This is a genomic window from Sphingomonas sp. GW822-FHT03G08 (assembly GCF_058801135.1).
The window spans coordinates 2634139-2655414 of sequence record NZ_JBXAMZ010000001.1; the positions used below are offsets into that span (position 1 = coordinate 2634139).

The following is a 21276-nucleotide window of genomic DNA, read 5'->3' on the forward strand; positions in this document are numbered from 1 at the left end:
ATCAGCGCTCGCGCCCGGCCTCGTCGATGGTCTCGGCGATGGGCGACAGGAGATACTGGATGATCCGGCGCTCGCCGGTCCGGATCTCCGCCTGTACGGCAAGGCCAGGGCCGATTGGCATCTCCCGGCCCCCTATCGCGATCGTGCGACGCTTCAGGCGGACGCGCACCGCGTAGATCAGGCCGCGCTTCTCGTCCTCGATGGCGTCACGGCTGATCGACGCCACTTCGCCGTCGATCAGGCCATAATCGGTGAATGGGAACGCCTCCAGCTTCACCCGCACCGGCTGCCCCTCGCGGATGAAGCCGATGTCGCGATTGAGGATCTGCGCCTCGACCTCGACTTCGTCCGCCGACGGCACGATCACCAGGAGCGGCTGGGCGGGCTGGACGACGCCGCCCACGGTGTGGATCGCCAGCTGCTGCACCACGCCGTCGACCGGCGAGCGGAGTTCCTGATATTGCCGGCGCCGCAGGGTCTTGCGGATTTCCTCGCTCGCCACAGCGCCCTTGTCCTCGGCTTCGGAAAGGTCGGAAAAGGCCGCCTTGCCGAAGGTCTCGCGCAGCCGGGCGATCTGCGCATCGGTATTGGCGATCGCCGCGCGTGCCTTGGCGGCGGTGCTGCGCTGCACCGCGATATTCTGGACATGCTCGACGCGCAGCTGCTCATATTCAAGCAGCTTGAGCCGCGAATAATAGCCCTTGTCGGTCAGGGTGCGCCGCCCTTCCAGCTGCTGGTCGACCAGCGGCAGGGTCTGCAGGAGCTTGGCGAGCTCGGCATTGGCCGCGGCGAGATCGGCACTGCTCTGCGCGCGCGCTTCCTGGAGGCTGGCGCGCTCGGCTTGATATTCGGCGACCGCGGCCCTGGCGAGGCCGGCCTGCGTCGCCGCGACCGCCGCCGGCGTCCCCTCGGGCGGGACATAGGCCAGGTGCCCGGTCGCGAGGTAGCGTACCAGCGCATCGCTGCGCGCCTGGGTGAGCCGTGCCGAGAGCAGGCCCTGGCTCGCCTGGGCATCGTCCGCGCCGGCGAGCGTCGGATCCAGCTCGATCAGCAGCTGCCCGCGCTTCACGCGCTGGCCGTTGCGGACATGAATCGCACGGACCGCGCCGATCTCGATCGGCTGGATGATCTTGATCTTCGCGGACGGCACGACCTTGCCGGTGGCGACCGCGACGGTATCGACCTTGCCGACCCACGACCAGAGCAGCGCCACGCCGAACAGCGAGCACAGCAGCAGCATCAGCCAGCGCAGGCCGGGGCTCGGCGGCTTCTCGATGATCTCGAGCGCGGCGGGCAGGAACTCATGGTCGAGCTTCGGCCGTCGCCGCGCCTTTGCCTCGCTCTCCATCCGCCAGGCGGCGCGCAGGACCTGCCAGTGATGCGCGAGATTGGGGAAGCGCGCCGCGAGGCTCACAGCGCAACTCCCATCTGCTTGGCATAGAGCTGCGCGTAGCGCCCACCCGCGCGGATCAGGCTGTCATGATCGCCATCCTCGGTGAGCGCCCCCGCCTCGACGGTCACGATCCGGTCGCACTGGCGCACCGCGGACAGGCGATGCGCGATGATGATCACGGTGCGCCCCTTGGCGATGACCCCGAGGTTGCGCTGGATGATCTCCTCGCTCTCGGCATCGAGCGCGCTGGTGGCTTCGTCGAGGATCAGGATGCGCGGATCGGTGACGAGCGCGCGGGCGATGGCGAGGCGCTGGCGCTGGCCGCCGGACAGGTTGCCGCCGCGCTCGTCGATCACGGTGTCGTAGCCGTGCGGCAACTCGAGCACGAAATCATGCGCGCCGGCCATCTGCGCGGCGGCGATAACCTGCTCCATCGGCCGGGTCGGATCGGTGAGCGCGATATTCTCGCGGACCGAACGGTTGAACAGGATGTTCTCCTGCAGCACCACGCCGATCTGGCGGCGCAGCCATGCCGGATCGACCAGCGCCAGATCGACGCCATCGACCAGGACCCTTCCCTGCTCCGGCACGTACAGCCGCTGGACGAGCTTGGTCAGGGTCGACTTGCCCGATCCGGAGGGCCCGACAATGCCCAGCGTCTGCCCCGCGGCGATCTCCAGCGCGACTCCGCGCAGCGCCTCTGGCGCGTCGGGCCGATAGCGGAAGCGCACGGCATCGAAGCGAATGTCGCCGCGGATCGCCGGCAGGCTGGCGCGATTGGGATTGTGCTCGGGCTCGGCGGGCGCGTTGAGCACGTCGCCCAGCCGATCGACCGAGATGCGCACCTGCTGGAAGTCCTGCCACAGCTGCGACAGCCGGAGGATCGGCGACGCAACCCGCCCCGACAGCATGTTGAAGGCGACGAGCGCCCCGACCGACAGGTCTCCCGCGATAACCTGCTTCGCGCCGAAATAGAGGATCGCGACGGTGGTGAGCTTGGAGACGAGCTGGATGCCGTGGCTGCCCCAATTGGCCAGCGTCATCACCGAGAAGCCGGTCTGGGTGTAGCCGGCGAACTGCCGCTCCCAGCGCGCGCGCATCTGCGGCTCCACCGCCATCGCCTTCAGCGTCCCGATCCCCGTCACGCTCTCGACGAGGAACGCCTGGTTCTCCGCACCGCGCCGGAACTTCTCGTCGAGGCGCGCCCGCAGCGTCGGCGTGATCAGGATCGAGATCGCCGCGTAGAGCGGGATCGACAGCACCACGATCAAGGTCAGGATCGGGCTGTAGAGATACATCACCGCGAAGAACACGATGGTGAAGAAGAGATCGATGACCACCGTCACCGCGTTGGAGGTGAGGAACTCGCGGATTCGCTCCAGCTCGCGTACCCGCGCCACGCTGTCGCCGACGCGGCGCGCTTCGAAATAGGAAAGCGGCAGGTTGAGCAGGTGCCGGAAGAGCCGCGAGGAGAGCTCGGCATCGACGCGATTGGTCGAATGCGCGAACAGCCAGTTGCGCAGCGCAGACAGCGCCGTCTCCCAGGTCAGCACCACCGCCAGGCCGATCGCCAGCACATCGAGGGTGGACAGCGACTGGTGCACCAGCACCTTGTCGATCACCAGCTGGAAGAAGATCGGCGAGACCAGCCCCATCAGCTGTAGGAAGAAGGAGGCGATCAGCACGTCGCGCAGCGGCTTGCGATATTTGACGAGCGCCGGGATGAACCAGCTGATGTCGAACGGCCGGCCCGTGCCCGCGATCGCCTCGCGCGTGGTCATCAGCAGCAGGCGGCCGGTGAAGCCGGCGGCGAACTGGTCCTCGCTCCAGATCTCCGGCGCCGCTGCGCCGCCGCGCTGGACGAGCAGGCGCCGCTTCTCCTCGCTCTCGTCCACCTTGAGCAGGATCACGGCCTCGCCGTCCTCAAGCTCGGCGAGCGCGGGAAGCGGGCGCTTGATCAGATCGCGGATGGCGCTGGACTGGATGCGCGCGACGATGCCGATGCGCTTGGCGGCACGCGCAAGCCCTTCAAGGCGGAAGTCCGTCCCCTGCCCCTGTTCATGGGCAATCTGCGCAGGATCGGCGGGCACCCCCAGAAAGCGGGCGACAAGCACGAATGCATCCAGCGAAGCCGACGACGCGGCTTTCTCCCCCTCGATCACAAATCCCCCCGAACGCGTTACGCGCACAACATTTGAGTAGCGTCAGCTGGTTGTTCACTGCCCCCAGCGCCCTGGAACCAGGGTACGCAGCTATTCCTTGAGCTGCGCCGCGATCGCCTCGACCAGCCGGTCTCCCGCATCCGCCTCGATCCGCTGAACGGAGCGCAAGCCCGTCTCGAGATCGGTGCGGTGGAGATTGAAGGCCTGCCCGCGCAACGGCTTGGCAATGAGATCCGCGATCATGATCTCGAGATGGCGATTGGTCGCATCGGCGAAGGGCGCGACGAGATCGACCAGCCAGAGGCGGTCTCCTTTGCTCCATTCGTCCATGGTCAGCCGGTTCTCCGGCTCGATCATGCCGCGCTGCAGCTTGGCCTCGCCCTCCGCGGTGGTCCTGGCCCATAGCGCCAGGCCCACCGGCCGATCGCCGTCGCGGAAGATGTAGAACTGCTCGTTGAGCAACGCCGGCATCACCAGCCATTCGAGATCGCCGATCGCAAGGCCGCGATGCAGCGGCGACTGGGTGAGCAGCCAGGTCATCTCGCCCAGGAGGTGGCTGACGGTAGGAGGCGTAGTCATCTGTTCCATGGTCTTCTCTGTCATGCCGCGGTCGCGGCATAGAAATCATATGCCGGCGCAATACCGGCCCGTTCGAGACGCATCTCGGCGGCCGAGCCCGCGCCGAACCCGCCCATCGCTTGTCGCATCAACGCGAGCCGCGTGTCGAGCAGATCGGCGCCATCCCCTGCTTCTTCGCGCGACAGGCCATCCGGCGCATCCAGTTCCTGCGGCCATTGCAGATTCCGCGCGGGCACCGCGGACTGCAGGTCGGCCGAGGGGGAAAAGGCAAAGGCCACGTCGCCCATCGTGCGCGTCTTGCCGTTCTGCGTGAACAACGCCGTCGACATCAGGACGTTCGAGCCCATTTTCTGGTTCGCGACGCTGGTCGCGATGCCGCTGGTGCGGATCTCGGTGATGGAGAAGTCGCTGAGCGACCGGAGCTCCCCTTCGTCGCTGCGGCCATTATAGTTCGCGTCGAACCACACCTTGAGCTCGCCGAAGCGCGCGTCCGCCGCGGTGATCTTGCCGTCCTTGTTGCTGTCGAGCGCCGCCAGCCCCTCGAGATTGGTGCGGGCACCGGCCTTCTCGCCCAGGAAGGAAAGCTCGGCCCCGCTCGTGATCAGCCCGTCATTGTCGCGGTCGATGACCAGGAAGCCGTCTCCCCGGGCGACCCAGCCGGTGTTGTCGCGCACGCCGTTGCCGTCCATGTCGAACGATGCGTCCGAATTCACCTGGTGCTCGAGATCCATCCCGTCGCCGTCGAGATCGAGGACGAACGCGCCCAGCATGCCGATCGTCTTGTCGCGAAGGTGGATATAGGTCGCCGCCGCCATCGCGCCGGCGCCCGGATCGTACATCGTCGAGGCGTTGCGCGGGCGGACGATCAGCTGTCCGTTCGCCGCGCCGATGCGGGTCTTGCCCGATTTCCAGTCGAAACTGTCCTCGGTCATCGCCGGCTTCATGCTGGTGCCGGGATCATTGCCGGCATTCTCGAAGCTGAGCCCGGCGTCGAACAGCCTGCCGACCGTTCCGTTGCTCCGCATGAAATTTCCGATGCCATAGATCACATTGCCATTGGCGCCCGCCTGATCCGCAGCCGTCGCGCTGAGGTTGATCGAGACGATATCGGCCTCGGCCAGGCTGCGGATCTCGCCGGCATCGGAAACGCCGTTCGAGTTCGTATCGAACCACAGCTTGAATTCCGCGAAGCGCGCATCGAGCGCCGTCAGCGCGCCGTCGCCATTGCTGTCGAACGCCTTGAGGCCCTCGAGGTCCGTCTTCGCCCCGGCCAGGTCCCCGACGAACGAGATTTCCGAAATGCCGGAGATCTTCCCGTCGCCGTTGCGATCGAGCGCCAGGAACGCGTCGCCCGATTCGATCCATCCGGTTCGCTCCAGCGCGCCATCGCCGTCCATGTCGAAGCGCGTCGTGCTGCCGGCCAGCGATACCAGCCCGGCACCGTCCCCGTCGAAATCGAGGATCACCGGCGCCGCGATGTCCCGCGGCTTGGACGGATCATAGACGAGGAAGACGTCACCGACGGTTCCCGTCGTCCCGTCGGCGCGCAGATACTGCGTCGTGCCGTAGATCGTGTTCTCAACCTCGCCGGGCTCTGCCCCCGTCAGGTCGAGCGACAGGTTCATCTGGACGATACCCAGCTGCGCCAGGGTGAGGAGTTCGCTCGCCTGGCTGATCCCGTCCTGGTTGGCATCGCGCCACACGCGGAATTCGCCAAAACGCGCGTCGCCTGCATCGAGGAAGCCGTTCGCGTTGCTGTCGAACGCGCGAAGCCCCTCGAGGTCGGACATGGCGCCTTCGGCATCGGATGCGAACGAAATCTCGCTGGCGTCGTCGATGATGCCATTGCCGTTGCGATCGAGCGCCAGGAAGCCATCGTCGCTGCCCACCCAGCCGGTCTGGTCGCCGATGCCGTCGAGATCCATGTCGAAATAGATCGGCGAGTCCGGCGCACTGACCAGCTCGATGCCGTCCCCGTCCAGATCGAGGACGATCGGGGGAACGCTGTTGGTGTCGTGCTTGAGGAAGGTGATGGTCAGGTCGGTGGTGCCGACGGTGCCCGAGCTGTCCGTCATGACGAGCGTGAACTTGTAATCGAGATAGAAATAGCGCCGTCCGCCGAGCACCGGATGGTCGCGCACCCCGCCTTCCCATTCGCCGTCATTGGGCACGGTGAAGGAGAGGTGTCCGTTGGAAGTCACGAAGACGTCGGGATACCCGTTGTCGACATCCTCGCTGCTGCCCGACGAGATCTCGTACTCGCGCTTGATCAGGTTGGTGAGCTGGAAGGTGATGTTGGTGCTGCCATTGTCGGGGTCATAGGCGTAGAGCCAGCCGAAATCGCCTTCCGCCTGATCGTCGCGGATGGTGAAATGGTTGGGGCCGGACAGCACCGGCGCCTCGGGCTGGTCGGTGACGGTGATCGTCGCAATCGCGTTGCTGGTGAACTGACCGTCGCTGGCCGACACCTCGAGGTTGAAGACCGCCCGCGAGGGATCATTGCCCACGAAGACCTGCTGGGACTCATAGTGCCCGCCCGCGTCGGGATCCTCCACCCAGACATCGCGCCACTCATAGACCGCGATCAGGCTCTCATAGTCGACCGAGGCGTTCTTGAGGCTGATCTTGCCCGTCGTCGGATCGATGACGAACATCCCATATGCCTCGTCGCTGCCGTCCGCGAAGGTCCAGGTGATGTTGGGCGTGGTCGCATCGACATCGCTCAGCACCAGGTCCAGCCCGGCGATCGGGACGAGCGGCCCGGGGGATGCGCCCTCGGCCAGGAAGGTGGAATCCGAGGCGACGCTGTGGGCCTCGTTCCTGTTCTTCAGGCCGATCGTCAGCGTCGAGGTGACCTGATTATATCCCGCCCCACCCTGGTTGTCGCGCACGGCAACCGTATAGACGCCGGCCGACATCGTCTCGAAGTTGAGCGCCGCCGCGGTCTTGACCATGCCGGTGACCGCATCGATCGAGAAACGGCCATCGCTCGACGTGCCGCTCGCGACGCCGTTGTTCAGGAAGTAATAGCGCTGCTGCCCCGCCACGCTCGCGGGGCCGTCGATGTCGCTCGCAACCACCTGGGCGATATCGGTACCGATGGGCTCGTTCTCGAACACGTCCATCGCCAGCGCCGACGCCACGCTGTTGGCTTCGTTGACGTCGGCCAGCGCGATCGTGACCACCGAGCTGGCCTGCCGATAGCCGGCCGCGCCCTGATTGTCGCGGGCGATCACCGTATAGGCAGTCGATACCGGCCCGGTCTCGAAGTTCATCGCGGCAACGGTCTTGATGACGCCGCTGATGGCGTCGATCGTGTAGCGGCCGTCGCTCGAGGTGCCGCTCGCGGCGCCCTGGTCGAGGAAATAATAGCGCTGCTGGCCAAAGGCGGTGCCGGCCTTGTCGACGTCATAGGCCGAGACGGTGCCGACCACCGCGCCGCCGGCGAGGTTCTCCGCCACGCTCATCGCATAGGCGCCGGGCAGGCTGTTCGCCTCATTCACGTCGACGACGCCGATCGTGACGATGGAAGTCGACTGGGTATAGCCGGGGTTGCCCAGATTATCGCGCGCCGCGACCGTATATTCGCCGCTGGGAGTGCCGAGCTCGAAATCCAGTGCGATCGCGGTCTTGATGACGCCGGTGAGCGCATCGATGGTGTAGCGCCCATCATGGGAAGTCGCGCTGACGGTGCCGTTGTTCAGGAAGTAATAGCGCTGCTGGCCGAACGCCGCGCTCGGGCGGTCCACATCGCCAGCCGCGACCGTACCGACAGTGGTGCCGATCGCGAGGTTCTCCGCCACGCTCATCGCATAGGCCAGCGGCAGGGAATTGGCTTCGTTCGCGTCGGTGACGCCGATGGTCACCGTCGCCGTCGCCTGATTGTAGCCGGCCGCCCCCTGATTGTCGCGCGCGGCGATCATGTAGGAGGTATTCGCGACCGTCTCGGTCTCGAAATCGACCGTCGCCACCGTCCGGATCACGCCCGTCACGACATCGATCGCATAGCGCCCGTCATGGGAAGTGGCGCTCACCACGCCGTCCTTGATAAAATAGTAGCGCTGCTGGCCGAACATGCTCCCCGGGGCATCCAGGTCGCCGGCCTTCACCGTCCCGACGGTCGTGCCGCTCGCGACATTCTCGGCCACGTTCATCGCGTAGTTCGACAGGCTGTTCGCCTCATTGGCGTCGGCGATGGCGATGCTGACCGTCGAGGTGACCTGATTGTACCCCGCCGCGCCCTGGTTGTCGCGGGCGGCGACAGTGTAGGCGACGTTGGTCGTCCCCGCCTCGAAGTCGAGCCCCGTCTTGACCCGGATGACGCCGCTCAGCGCATCGATCGTGTAGCGATCGTCGAACGAGGTCGCGCTCGCCACTCCCTGGTGGAGGAAATAGTAGCGCTGCTGGCCGAACGGCATGCCGCTGCCGTCGATGTCAGTGGCTGCCACGGCGCCAACAGTCGTGCCGGCCGCAGTCCCTTCGACCACGCCCATCGCGTAGCTTTCGGGAATGGCATTGGCCTCGTTCGCGTCGGTGACGCTGATGGTCACAGTCGACGTCGCCTGGTTATAGCCCGCCGCGCCCTGATTGTCGCGCGCGGCCACGATGTAGCTCCGGCTTCCCGTCTCCGTCTCGAAGTTCATGGTCACCGCGGTCCGGATGACACCGGAGACCGCATCGATCGCGTAGCGCCCGTCCCCGGACGTCGCACTCGCGACGCCGTCGTTGAGGAAATAATAGCGCTGCTGGCCGAACAGGACGCCGACCGCATCGAGATCGCTGGCCACCACCGTGCCGACGCTGGCGCCGACCGGAACATTCTCGGCCACGCTCATCGCCAGCTCCGCCGGCAGGCTGTTGGCTTCGTTGAGGTTGGTCACATCGATGGTGAGCTGCGACGACGCCTCGTTATAGGGGCCGTTCCCCTGATTATCGCGCGCGACGACCGTGTAGGTCATGCTGGCCGGGCCGCCCTCGTAATTGAGCGCCGCCGCCGTCCGGACCGCGCCGGATATCGCGTCGATCGTGTAGCGCCCATCGAAGGACGTTCCGCTCGCCACACCGTCCTTGACGAAATAATAGCGCTGCTGCCCGAACGCGGTCCCCGCGCCATCGGTATCGGTGGCGTGCACCGTATCGACGAGCGTCCCCACCGCGACATTCTCGACCACGCTCATCGCCAGGCGCGACGACAGGCTGTTGGCTTCGTTGACGTCGTTGACCGCGATCGTGAAAGTCTGCTCGACATAGGCGCCAAGCTGGTCCGTCGCGCGGATGACGATCGTGTGCGAGCCGGCATTCTCGGAGTTGAGCAGGCCGTTGTTGGCGACCCTGAGCTCGCGGCCGAACAGCGCGAAACGCCCGCCCGCATCGTCCTTCAGCTCATAGGTGATGACGTCGCCAGAGTCCGGATCGACGGCGCTTACCATCCCGACCACGGTCGCGTTCGCCGCATTCTCGCTCACCGAGCCGGTGAAGACGAGGTTCGCCGGAGAGGCATTGATGGCGACCGTCGTCTGGACGGCATCGGACACCGCCAGCGTTCCGCCCTCGGACGCACGGGCGGTCACGGTGAGCAGGAGATCCTGGCTCCACCCGGCCGGCGCGATCACCTTCAGGCCATCGGCCTGGTCCGCCGGCAGCTTCCAGACATTGTCCACCGCATCGAACGCACCGGCGCTGAGCGCCACGCCCGCCGGTACGCCAGCAACCCAGATTTCCTGGGTCTCGGATCCGTCGGTATCGGGGAAATTGACGTCGATCGTGAGAGCGATCCCGCCCTGGCCCGACGTCCCCGACCCGCCGGAGAGAAGCGCGATCGTGGGCTTGTCCGCCTTCGGCTTGATGGTGAGCTGGAACTCCTCGGTCGACGTCACGCCGCCGGCATCCTTGGCGACGATCCGGATCGTGACCGTGCCGCTGGCATAATCCTTGGGCGAGATGGTGAGGGTGCGCTGGCCCTGCGAATTGGCGAGGCCGAGGACAAGCCCCTCGGGGTCGATCAGCGACTGGGTCCCGATCGCCTCGGCGGTGACCTGCACCCCGGCATCCGGGGTGAGATCATCCGTCGCCGTTACGGTGAGGGTCAGATCGCCGCTCTCGTTCATCTCCTTGTCGGGGATGGCCTCGATCACCGGCGGCGCATTGAGGCCCCAATAGGTGGCCCATTCCACCCGATAGTTGGAATCCGCCATCAGCGCATCGCGCTGGGCCACCGTGGTCGGCTTGGTCTTGGTCGCCATCAGGGCGATCAGCCCGTCGACGTTCACCTCGCTGGTATAGCGCACATCGGCGATGATGAAGTCGATCCGGTAATTGGCCCGGCTCTGCGCATCCGAGATCAGATACCAGTCCTTGATCAGCACGCTCGTCGTGGTGCCGATCACGCTGACCCGCATGTCGTCATTGACCTGCTCGAACCAAAGATCCTTGTCCTGGATGCGCACATTGTCCTGGAAACCCAGCACGTCGATATCGTCGCCCGACGGGTCGTAGTTATAGATCGTGTCGGCTTCGGAGCTCCGCGTGACGATGTAGGTGTCGTTGTCGTCCCCGCCATTGAGGATGTCGTTGCCCGCCCCGCCATCGAGGAAATCGTCGCCGCTCTCCGCGTAGAGCGTGTCGATGCCCGCGCCGCCGAGCAGCGTATCGTTGCCGGTGCCACCCCAGATGATGTCGTCGCCGTCTTCCCCGACCAGCATGTCGTCGCCGTCATCGCCGTACAGCGTGTCGTTGCCGGTGCCGCCCCGCAATGTATCGTTGCCGCCACGGCCGCGCAGCATGTCGTCGCCGTTACGCCCCCACAGCGTGTTGCTCTGGCCGTCGCCCAGCACCGTGTCGTCGCTGTTCGTGGCCATGACCGATTCGATGCTGTCGTAGACATCCCCGGCTGCCGAGCCGGCATTGGCGGCGTTGTTCTCGAGATCGACCACCAGCCCGGGCATGTTGACCACCCAGTCGCCATATTGGGCCGTGTCGTTGCCGGCGCCGCCGAAAAACTGGTCGGCACCATTGCCGCCGGACAGGAAGTCGTTGCCCGCGCCGCCATACATTATGTCATCGCCGTCGTCGCCGAGCAGCATGTCATAGCCGTCATTGAGGTCGTTGCCGTCGACGTTCCCGCCATAGAGGATGTCATTGCCGCGGCCGCCCATCAGCTGGTCGGTACCGTCGCCGCCATACAATATGTCGTTGCCGTCCTCGCCGGCAGCCCAGTCATCGCCGGCGCCGCCTTCGATCCAGTCGTTGCCCGCGTCGCCGAAGATGGAATCGCGGCCACCGAAGCCGAATATCCGATCCGCGCCGCTCTGACCGCGCAGCGTGTCGTTGCCGGTGGTGCCCTCGAAAATATCGGGCAGGTCCGCAATCGCTATATTCCAGGAATTGGCAATCTTGAACGGACTATTCACGTCCGTGGCCAGGATGGTCAGCCGGTAGGTGTTTTCCGACTCGAAATTCATCGCCGCGCCCATCTTCAGGCGCACGACATTTCCGACGATCTCAAACCGCTCATCCAGGATCGAATAGGTGTAGCTGTTGTTGGCCCCCTCGATGTCGGGATCGGTTACCGAGAGCGTTCCGATCTCGATCGCGGGCAGGGTCGTGTTGGTGGCGACATGGTCGCGTTCGGCCAGGCTGGTGATCGAAGGCGTGAAGTGGATCGCGGTCGGCGCCTCGTTGACATCGGTGATGACGATCTTGACCTGCGAGGTCGTCAGATTGGTGACCCCGGTATCGCCGCCATGGTCCGCTGCGGCCACGGTATAGGTCCTGGGGCCGGACTCGGTTTCGTAGTTGAGCGCGTTGAACAACCGGATATTGCCCACCGCATCGATCACGTAGCGCCCATCGGACGACCACAGGCTCCGCACGCCGTTGTTGAGGAAGAAATATTCCTGCTGCGCGAATACCGACCCGCCAAGATCGCCGTCGGTTGCCACTACCGTGCCGACGATCCCCGTCTGGTTCTCCGCGAAGCGCATTTCGATGTCGGCCGGCAGCCAGTTCGGATCGTTCCGGTCTTCCACCGTGATCGTGACGGTGCTGGTGGCCTGGCTATAGGCACCCTCGCCAAGATTGTCCCGCGCCACCACGGTGTAGGAAAGCGGCTCGGGCTCGGCTTCGAAGTCGATCGCCGCCGCCGTCTTGATCGCGCCGGTGATGGCATCGATCGTATAGCGGCCGTCGAGCGACGTGCCGCTCACCTCTCCATTGTTGAGGAAATAATAGCGCTGCTGGCTTCCGGCGCTTCCGGCACCGTCCACGTCACTCGCCGAGACCTGGCCCAGCGCCGTGCCGATATCGACATTCTCGGCCACGCTCATCGCGTAGCTGCCCGGCATGCTGTTCGGCTCGTTGGCGTCGGCGATGCCGATCCGCACGGTCGAGCTGGTCTCGTTATAGCCGGCAGCGCCCTGATTGTCGCGGGCAATGACGACATAGTCCGTCGGGGCTGCCTCCGCTTCGAAATCGAACGTCGTCGCGGTCGTGATGATGCCGGATACGGCATCGATGGTGAAGCGACCGTCGAACGACGTCGCACTCGCGACCCCGTCCTTGAAGAAGTAATAGCGCTGCTGGCTGAAGGCGCTGCCGCTGTGGTCCGGATCGCTCGCGACGATGGTGCCCACCTGCTTGCCGGGCGCATTGTTCTCGGCGACGCTCAGCAGATAGTCGGCAGGCAAGCTGTTCGCTTCGTTGCCATCCGCGATGCCGATCGTGACTGTCGTCGTTACCTGGTTGAAGCCGCTCGCGCCCAGATTGTCGCGTGCCGCGACGACATATTCGCCGCTGGCCATGCCCTCGAAATCGAGGACCATCGCGGTCTTGATGCGTCCAGTGGTAGCATCGATCGTGAAGCGGCCATCGAACGACGTCGCGCTCACGACGCCCTGATGGAGGAAATAATAACGCTGCCCGCCCAACGACACGCTGCCGATATCGGTGTCGCTCGCCAGCACCTCGCCGACCACCGTGCCGATCGCCTGGTTCTCGGCCACCTGCATCGCATAGCTGGATGGCATCGCGTTGGGCTCGTTCACATCGCCGATGTTGATCGTCACCGTCACCATCGCCTGAGCAAAGCCGGGATTGCCCTGGTTGTTGCGCGCCACAACCTTGTAGGCGCTGCTGGACTCGCCTTCCTCGAAGTTGAGGGGCGTTGCCGTGCTGATCGCGCCGCTGACCGCGTCGATGACGTAACGTCCGTCCGCGGAGGTCGCATAGGCCCCGCCGGAATAGTAGAAATAATAGCGGAGCTCGTCGGATGAGCCGCCCGGGCTGTTGAGATCGATCGCGGCGACCGATCCCACGGCGGCTCCCGCCGCGAGATTCTCGTCGATATGCATCGGCTCGACGGGAGCCATCGTCACGCCTTCGTTACCGTCGAGAACCGTGACCGTGAAATTCCGCGTCACGATCGCGCCGTTCGAATCGACCACGCGAACGCCGATGGCATGCGAAGGCACGGTCTCGAAATCGAGAAGCCCGGGGTCCCGCAGGATCAGCTGGCCGTCGCCGGTGATATCGAACCGTCCGCCGGCATCGTCGGTCAGCGAGAAGGTGAGCGCATCGCCTTCGATATCCGTCGCCACGAACCGGGCGATCGGGCTGTCGACCAGTGCGCCTTCGATGACTTCAAGGACTTCGCCCGCAACGAGCCGCACGTCGCGCGGGGCGTCGTTCACTGGCCGGACGACAACGGACACCGGCACTTCGGTCGTGTTGCCGTCCGCATCCTTCACCAGGATCGAGAAGCTGTCCTTGCCGGTGAAATCCGCAACGGGCGTATAGACGAACTGGCCGGTCTGCGGATTGAGCGTGACCTGGGCTTTGGCCGGCGGCGTGCCGAGCGCATAGCTGGTGATGTTGTCGTCGTGATCCACCGCCGCGACCGAAGTGAGCGCGGAAGCGCTGTCCTCGTCGACGGTCAGCGTGATCGGCGCAGCCTGAGGCCTGGCTTTGCCGCCGGCGTGCCAATATTCCCCGAGCATCGCGACGATCGACTCCGGCATCACCGCCGGCGGGGATGCCGCGGAGATCGCAGTCATCGCGTTTACGAGCGCCTGTGCGTGGCCGAGGAAGAGCGTATGCGTCTGTGTCGACACCTCTCCCATCAGGGTCGGCCAGGAGGGTGCGAAATAGTTCTGGAGCGTGACGCGGTCCGTCGTGCCGATCACGGTGATCTGCAGGTTGTTGCCGACCCGTGCGAACCAGAGCGTCTCGAGGCTCACTTCCGCAGCGAACAGGATCCGGTTCTGGCCGCCGAAATCGATGACCGTGTCGGCACCGAAGGCCGCTTCGAAGATATAGAGATCATCGCCGTCGCCGCCGGAAAGCGTGTCCGCGCCGGCACCACCCGAGATCGTGTCGTTGCCGTTGCCGCCATCGATCCAGTCGACGCCACCGCCGCCGCTGATGTTGTCGTCATCGTCTCCGCCGTAAAGGCTGTCGCTGCCTTCGCCGCCGGTGAGCACGTCCTCGCCGGCATCGCCATAAAGGGAGTCGCCGCCGTCCCCACCGGACAGCAGGTCCTTGCCGTCGCCGCCGTTAAGGTTGTCGCCGCCATCGCCGCCAGAGATGTTGTCGTCGCCCTGATCGCCGTAGATGTTGTCGCTGCCGCTGCCGCCGATCAGGACGTCGTCGCCGCCCCGGCCATAGATGATGTTGCTGCCATCGAGCCCGTCGATCACATTGGCGCTGTCGTTGCCGGTCAGCGTATCGCCGAATGCCGAACCCGTGAGGTTCTCGATGCCGACCAGGATGTCGCCGGCGGCATCGCCCCCGGCCTGGGCGGTGGTCTTGTTCAGGTCGACCCGCACCGCCGCCGTCGAGCGTACGTACCGGGCGGTGTCTCCCCATCCCTTCACGCTCGAGGCGGAGTTGCTGCCGCCGTCGAGCAGATCGGCTCCCGCGCCGCCTTCGAGCACATCGTCGCCGTCGCCGCCACGCAGGGTGTCGGCACCCGCCCCGCCGCTCAGCACGTCGTTGCCCGCGCCGCCATCCACCAGGTCGGCCAGTGCGCCGGCCTGGCCCATCATCAGGTCGTCGCCGGCAGTGCCGGAAAGCAGGTTTCCATCTATCGCGGTCAGGATGCTGGCCAGCGACACGGACAGGCCGTCGCGGAACTGGAGCGTCTCGATCCGGCTATTGGCGGTGAAATGGTCCTTGATCGTGACCTGGCTGGTCGCCAGGCCGCCAAAGCGGACGATGAGATCGCTGCCGCTGACGAGGAAGCTCAGGTCGCTGAGGCTGATCCCCGTGCCGAATTCGAGGATATCGTCGCCCGCATCGATCGCAGTATCGAAATGCGCACGTGTTACCTGCTGGCCATTGGTCCGGGCGAAGCCGCCGAGCCAGCCGGCCTGGTGATAGCTCGCCGGCTGGGGATCAGGCTGCGTCGCGCTCGCATTGTTCGGCGCGAAGAGATCATAGTCATATACGATCTCGCCGTTCGGGCCGGTGATCTGCAGGTGCCAGTAATAGCGGTCCTCATAGCCGGGCTGCAGGATGTCGGTCGCTTCCCACAGGGTCTGGGAATAGCCGCTGGCTAGCGCGCCGGCCGCGGTAACGGCTTCCTCCATGGCGAAGCTGGCGTCGCGGATCGTGTCGGCGCCGTCCCCGACATTCCAGATATAGCTGTCGTCGCCCGCGCCGCCCCACAGCGTGTCGTCGCCCTGGCTGCCGCTGAGCTCGTTGTCGCCCGCGTCGCCGCCGAGCAGGTCGGCACCGCCGCCGCCGCTCAGATTCTCGATGCTCGAATAGCTGTCGCCGGCGGCGTCGCCGATATTGAGTTCGGCATTCGCCAGATACGCCCGGACGCCCGCTCCGGCTGAAGCATAGGAGGCGGTATCGAACCCGGCGCCTCCCACCAGCACGTCCGCGCCGGTGCCGCCGTCGAGCACGTCATTGCCCGCGCCGCCGTATAGGACATCGTCGCCGACCTCGCCCTTGAGCGTGTCGGCTCCACTATTGCCTGCAAGGATATCATTGCCGGCACCACCGGCGATCACGTCATCGCCCGCGCCGCCGGTAATCCAGTCCGCCGCGGTCGAGCCCGAGAGCGGGGTGGCGGCGACGCCGTCCGCACCGTCGGTTCCCGCGATCAGATTCGTCGCGCCCGCGGAAATGTCGAGGATGCCCGTCTGATAGAAGGCCAGTTTCTCGATCTGCCCCGGCAGCGCATACCAGTCCTTGATGGTGACGCTGTCGGCGAAGGAAGTCGCGCTCGCGAACTCGGCATTCTCGCTTGCAATGGAGATGACCAGGTCGTTCGAACCGGCCGGCCGGAACAGGATCAGGTCCTGGATATCGATGCCCGGCGCGAATTCTATCGTGTCGACGCCGCTATTGGCCACGACCGGAGCGCCCGCCGGCGGATTGAACCAGCGCAGCGTGCCCGTATCGCTGTCATAGTCGAACCGGCCGACCCATTGCAGGTCGGGGAAAGCGGCGGTGCCGACATTCTTGCGCAGATAGGTGCCGCCCGGACCGGTGACTTCACCGGTCGCCGAGACATAGGCGAAGCCAGCCGCCGCATTCCAGTTGCCGTTGCTCCAGACAACGTCCCAGTTCGCCGAGAAATCATCGAACATCATGTCCCGGCCATCGCCGCGGGCATATTTGAAGGTATCGTTGCCGGCGCCGCCGACAACCTGGTCCCCGTCGCCGCGACCGCCCGACAGGATGTCGGCATCGTCACCGCCATAGAGATCGTCGCCGCCGCCATCGCCCGACAGGGCGTCAGCGCCCTTGCCGCCGATCAGCTGATCGACGCCGAGGCCACCGACGAGCAGGTCCCGTCCCGAATGCCCGGCGATCAGATCATTGCCGGAGCCGCCGTTCCCGATATCGTCGCCGCCGAGAAGGTGCAGCTGATCGTCGCCCTCTCCTCCATAGACGAAGTCATTGCCGTCCGTGCCGATCAGCACGTCGTTGCCGGCGCTGCCGACGATGAAGCTGGTGATGTCGCCGATGCGGACTTCGTTGCCGTCCATGAAGCGCAGCCATTCGATGCGCTTGAACGGGTTGGAGAACCAGTCCTTGACCGTCAGCTGCGTGCCCGAGAAGCTCGTCACGCCATCGACCGTCTGCATCACCCGGATGACGAGGTCGTCGCTGTCGCTGCTCGAGCGGAACAGCTGGAGGTCGCCGATGTCGATATCCTTGCCGAAGACGATCGCGTCCTCGCCACCACCGATCGTCGTGCCGTTCACCCCGGCGGCGTTGCCCACCCAGTTGCGCTTGACGATGCCCGAGATCAGATCGGCGAAGCGCTGGCTGACATAGTCGCCGCCCGACTGCGCCACCGGCGCGCCCGCGGCGTCTTCCTCCAGGACGTCCACGCCGTCGCCGAGGCGGACGATATACTGATCGTTGCCCGCGCCGCCGCCCATCTGGTCGCCGTCGCCGCCACCGCCCGCCAGGATATCGTCGCCACCGCCGCCGGTCAGGATATCGGTGCCGGCGCCACCTTCGAGCCAGTCCGAGCCCTCGCGCCCGCGCAGGATGTCATTTCCATCGCCGCCGTCGAGATAATTGCCGTCACCGCCAAGCCCGCCGGCCACCGCGCCGGCATCGAGCGTGTCATCGCCGTCGTCGCCGAACAGCCAGTCGTCGAGCCGGCCGCCATAGAGCGTGTCGTTGCCCGCACCGCCGAAGACGTTGTCGCCCAGGTCCGAGGCATGGACGACGTCGTTGCCGGCGTTCGCGAAGACCACCGCGGCGATCTTGATGTCCTGCCCGCCGAACATCTCCGTTCGAAGATCGATGAAATCGCCGGTCGCCTCGTCAGTGGCGCCGTTGACGATCGTCTGCTTGTCGATGGCGATGTCGTCGGTAAGCGTCCCGCGATAGCTGCCATTGCCGTTCGCGACGAACCACTCGCGTCCATTGGTCGTGAAGTTGAAGCGCATCTCGACGGCGCTGGCGGCAACCGAGACGTCGTCGAACCGGCCGTCGTTGAGCTCGTCGAGCCAGGTCGCATAGCCGCCGATCCAGTCGGTCGCGCCGCGCCGGTCGAGATGGAGATCCGCGGCCATCGCCAGCGTGGTCGCCCAGCCCAGCGCGAAATTGCTCTGGGGATCATTCGCGATCGCCGAGGCGATGACCTTCGCGTTCTCCGCGAACATCGCATAGTCGCGCGCCGTCGAGATGACCGCCACGATCTGCTCGACGCTGAAGTTGCCGGTCGCGTCGCCCAGCTGGCCGTCCACCACGCCGTCACTGGCGTCCAGCGCGCTGAACAGGGCGCGCTTCACAAAGACGTCGCCGCCCGCGGAACTGGCGACGATGTCCTTCAGGCCCTTGGCCGCGCCATAGGCGATCAGCGCATCGGCATCATGGAATCGCGCCTCGATCGCGGATTCCGACTGGGTGGAGATCGACCGGTAGACCCAATCCTTCTTCCGCATGCCATAGTTGCCGGCCTGCACGCTCTCCGGGGCGAGCAGCTTCGACTCGGTAGCCTGCAGCACCGAATTGTAGATGTTCGCCACTGCGTCCGAAACCGACTTGGCAGCGTCCTTGCTGCCGCCTTTACGGGCATAGGCGTTCGCGACGATGAACTGGTTGTTCGAAGCGTCCCATTCCACATCGGCGCCGGAGCGCGGCGTTCCCCCGAACACCGATCCGATCAGTCCGCCGACAAGGAAGCCGACGAACGCGCCCACCAGCGCGCCGACGGGACCGCCAACCGCCGTGCCAAGCCCCAGCGCCTTGATGGCGATGGCAGAGCCCGCAATCGCACCGGCGGCTGCGCCGATCGACGATCCGAGCTGGCCGCCGATCGTATCGAATTCGGCGATTTCGGAGGCCAGCGTGCTGCCGAGCCAGGAGGCGGCGATCGAAAGCGGATCGATGCCCTTGAAGACCGCACTGAAGCTCTTCGTTCCGGCAAGGAGCTCGGGCAAGGCCTCGATGGCCGCCGACAGATAGGCGCCGCCCACCGCCTGACCGAGCGCACCCGGCACGCCGCCGATACCGATGGCATCGAAGATCTCGCTGAGCAGGAACGAGGAAAGCGCGCCGGCGCCCGCGGACTTCAGGTTCTGGAGGAACTCGCTGCCGATATCGCGAAGCGCCTCGTCGACCTTGGTCGCCGCGCTCAGCGGGGTGACCCCGTCCAGTCCATAGACGTCGTTGAGGAGATCGTCCGCCAGCTCGCCGAGATTGCCACTGACCGTCGAAAGGACCGCGCCCAGCGCGATCTGCGCCGCTACGTTGTCGCCGGCCAGGTAGCGGCCGATGTTCGAACCGAAGATCGAGCCGAATTGCTCGAGCGTGAGGATGTGGTTCTCGAACTTGATGTCGACTTTGGGATCTACTTGGTCAATGGACTCGTGCGAGGGGGCTCGTTCGCGAACATAGGTCACGGTTGCATCGTCGCCAGTCCGCGTGACCGACGAATAGACAGTCGTGTCCTGCCCCTCGAATACCGTCTGCTTGGTGACCTGAACGATACGATCCCCGACACCGGTCGTGCCGTTGTTCAAGTGGAAGGTGGTGACCGCCTCCTTGGTCCCATCGGGATTGATGCGTATCTGGTACGTCACCGGGCCGTCAGGATCGATGATGTCCTTCAAGTCTATCGGCCGGCCCTCGTCGCCGCCCATTCCAATGAGCGCGTCGGCCCGACCGAGGATGCTCGCAAGCAGCTCTGGCTCGAGGCCCGGGATGTTATTGAAATCATTGGATGCCCATTGGCCCTGATAGGCGCCGCCGCTTAGAAACAGACCTCCGGTCCGTCCGACCACGACCGGCTGATCTGGAGCCACCTCGTAGTCATGCGATACGCCATTCTGGTCCACGAAATGGACGTTGACACGCTCCCCACTCGAATCCGTCGTCGATGTCGCGGTGAGCACATCGCCGTCGAGAAAGGATATCCGATAGCCGTTCCCCGAGCGTTCGAAATTGGTGATCAATTGCGCGCTTTCGACCACCAGAAGCGTGCGATCCGCTCCGTTTACAAAGGTGACCGCAGGCGTGTCTTCGATCGAATTCGTCAGGAAGGTGACGAACTGGCCGGAATCATGATCATATTTGACTACGCGGCGCTGGCCGCTTGTCGGCGCCGGGAGGCCGCCCAGCGAGTTGCCCCCGCTGACTTCGTTCGGCGTTCCTGCGGGCACTAGGAAGATCTCATACGGCGCGAAGGTGCGATCGCCGTAAATGAGCCGTAGATGCTCCGACGGGACATGCGCGTCCATCGCCGCCTGGCTGAGCGAAGTGTTCTGATCCGAATTGAGATGAAAGCCATGGGCCTCGAGCACCCGCCGGCTGTTTGTCAGCGCGTCATTCAGAAAATCGTTTCTGGCGTTGATCAGCTTTTCGTCGCGAGGCATGACAAGACTGTTTTGCCATGCATGGATGTCTCCCAGCCGCGACTGGAGCGCACCGACAAGGTCGAGCGATGCCTGCAAGGCCTTGTCGGTGAGCGGCACGGTAAGTGGGTCACCCTGCAACGCCGGCAACACATCCAGGATGCCCATAGCCGAGCTGAGCAGGCCTGAATTGTCGGTGAGCATCTGGGAGTAGAGCAGAACGCGCGCGCGCGTCACGTCCCGCTGATAATTGCCATCGACCACCACGTTTCCGTCGGTAAGTGCCAGCTTAACGGCCGCACCAACGAAATCTCCCCTGTCGAGAAGGTTATAGAGTTCGTGCCGATAATTGTCCTTGTCCGAGTCCGACTCGGACCCCGGACCAGGCAAGAGATATCCCTGATACCCTAGATCAAAGGCGACCGCTCGCTCTATGGAAGGCAGTAGGTTCGTGTAGAGTCTGTCAATTTTCTTTTCATAATCATCATCAATTACGGAAAAAAGACTCGCCGCCTGCCCAAGAGATATTGTTTTTCCCGTAAATACATCACGCATCAATGCGTTCATATTTTCCTGGGACAAACCCGACGCATTCTTTAACCTATTCAGAAGCGTCGTGTCACTTGGCAGATCCACTCCCGCCGCGACCAAATCATTATATAGACTTGCCCGGCGCTGATATGGATCATATCCAAATCCAAGAGCAGCATTCCCCTTGCCGTCGTTAGTGGTCCATCCTTTCCCTGTTCCGGTTGCAAGAGAAAGATCTTCAAGTGTTACGAGGAGAAATTTGAACTTGTCGTAGGTAGACCACCCTAGC

The 21276-nt window shown here is 64.8% G+C and carries 4 protein-coding genes; all 4 read right to left on the minus strand.

Features of this window, described 5'->3' with window-relative positions; translation table 11 throughout:
- Position 1 precedes the first annotated feature (1 nt).
- Positions 2-1414 carry an HlyD family type I secretion periplasmic adaptor subunit gene (locus AC1RJ5_RS12145; protein WP_493113496.1) on the minus strand — a complete coding sequence of 471 codons (1413 nt, stop codon included), beginning with the start codon at positions 1412-1414 and terminating at the stop codon, positions 2-4.
- Positions 1411-3507 carry a type I secretion system permease/ATPase gene (locus AC1RJ5_RS12150; RefSeq protein ID WP_269573666.1) on the minus strand — a complete coding sequence of 699 codons (2097 nt, stop codon included), beginning with the start codon at positions 3505-3507 and terminating at the stop codon, positions 1411-1413. The genes AC1RJ5_RS12145 and AC1RJ5_RS12150 overlap by 4 nt, the downstream gene beginning before the upstream one ends.
- 138 nt (positions 3508-3645) lie before the next feature.
- On the minus strand, positions 3646-4143 hold the full coding sequence (locus tag AC1RJ5_RS12155) for a toxin-activating lysine-acyltransferase (RefSeq protein WP_493113499.1): 498 nt from the start codon (positions 4141-4143) through the stop codon (positions 3646-3648).
- An 11-nt stretch (positions 4144-4154) separates the two neighbouring features.
- A complete protein-coding gene (locus AC1RJ5_RS12160) occupies positions 4155-20846 on the minus strand; it encodes an SPM autocatalytic domain-containing protein (RefSeq protein ID WP_493113501.1) in 16692 nt (5563 codons plus the stop codon).
- Between the last annotated feature and the right edge of the window lie 430 nt (positions 20847-21276).

What these genes read in the sequence shown, in the direction of transcription:
- AC1RJ5_RS12155 (WP_493113499.1), bottom strand. Translation starts at nt 4,143, where the DNA reads ATGGAACAGATGACTACGCCTCCTACCGTCAGCCACCTCCTGGGCGAG.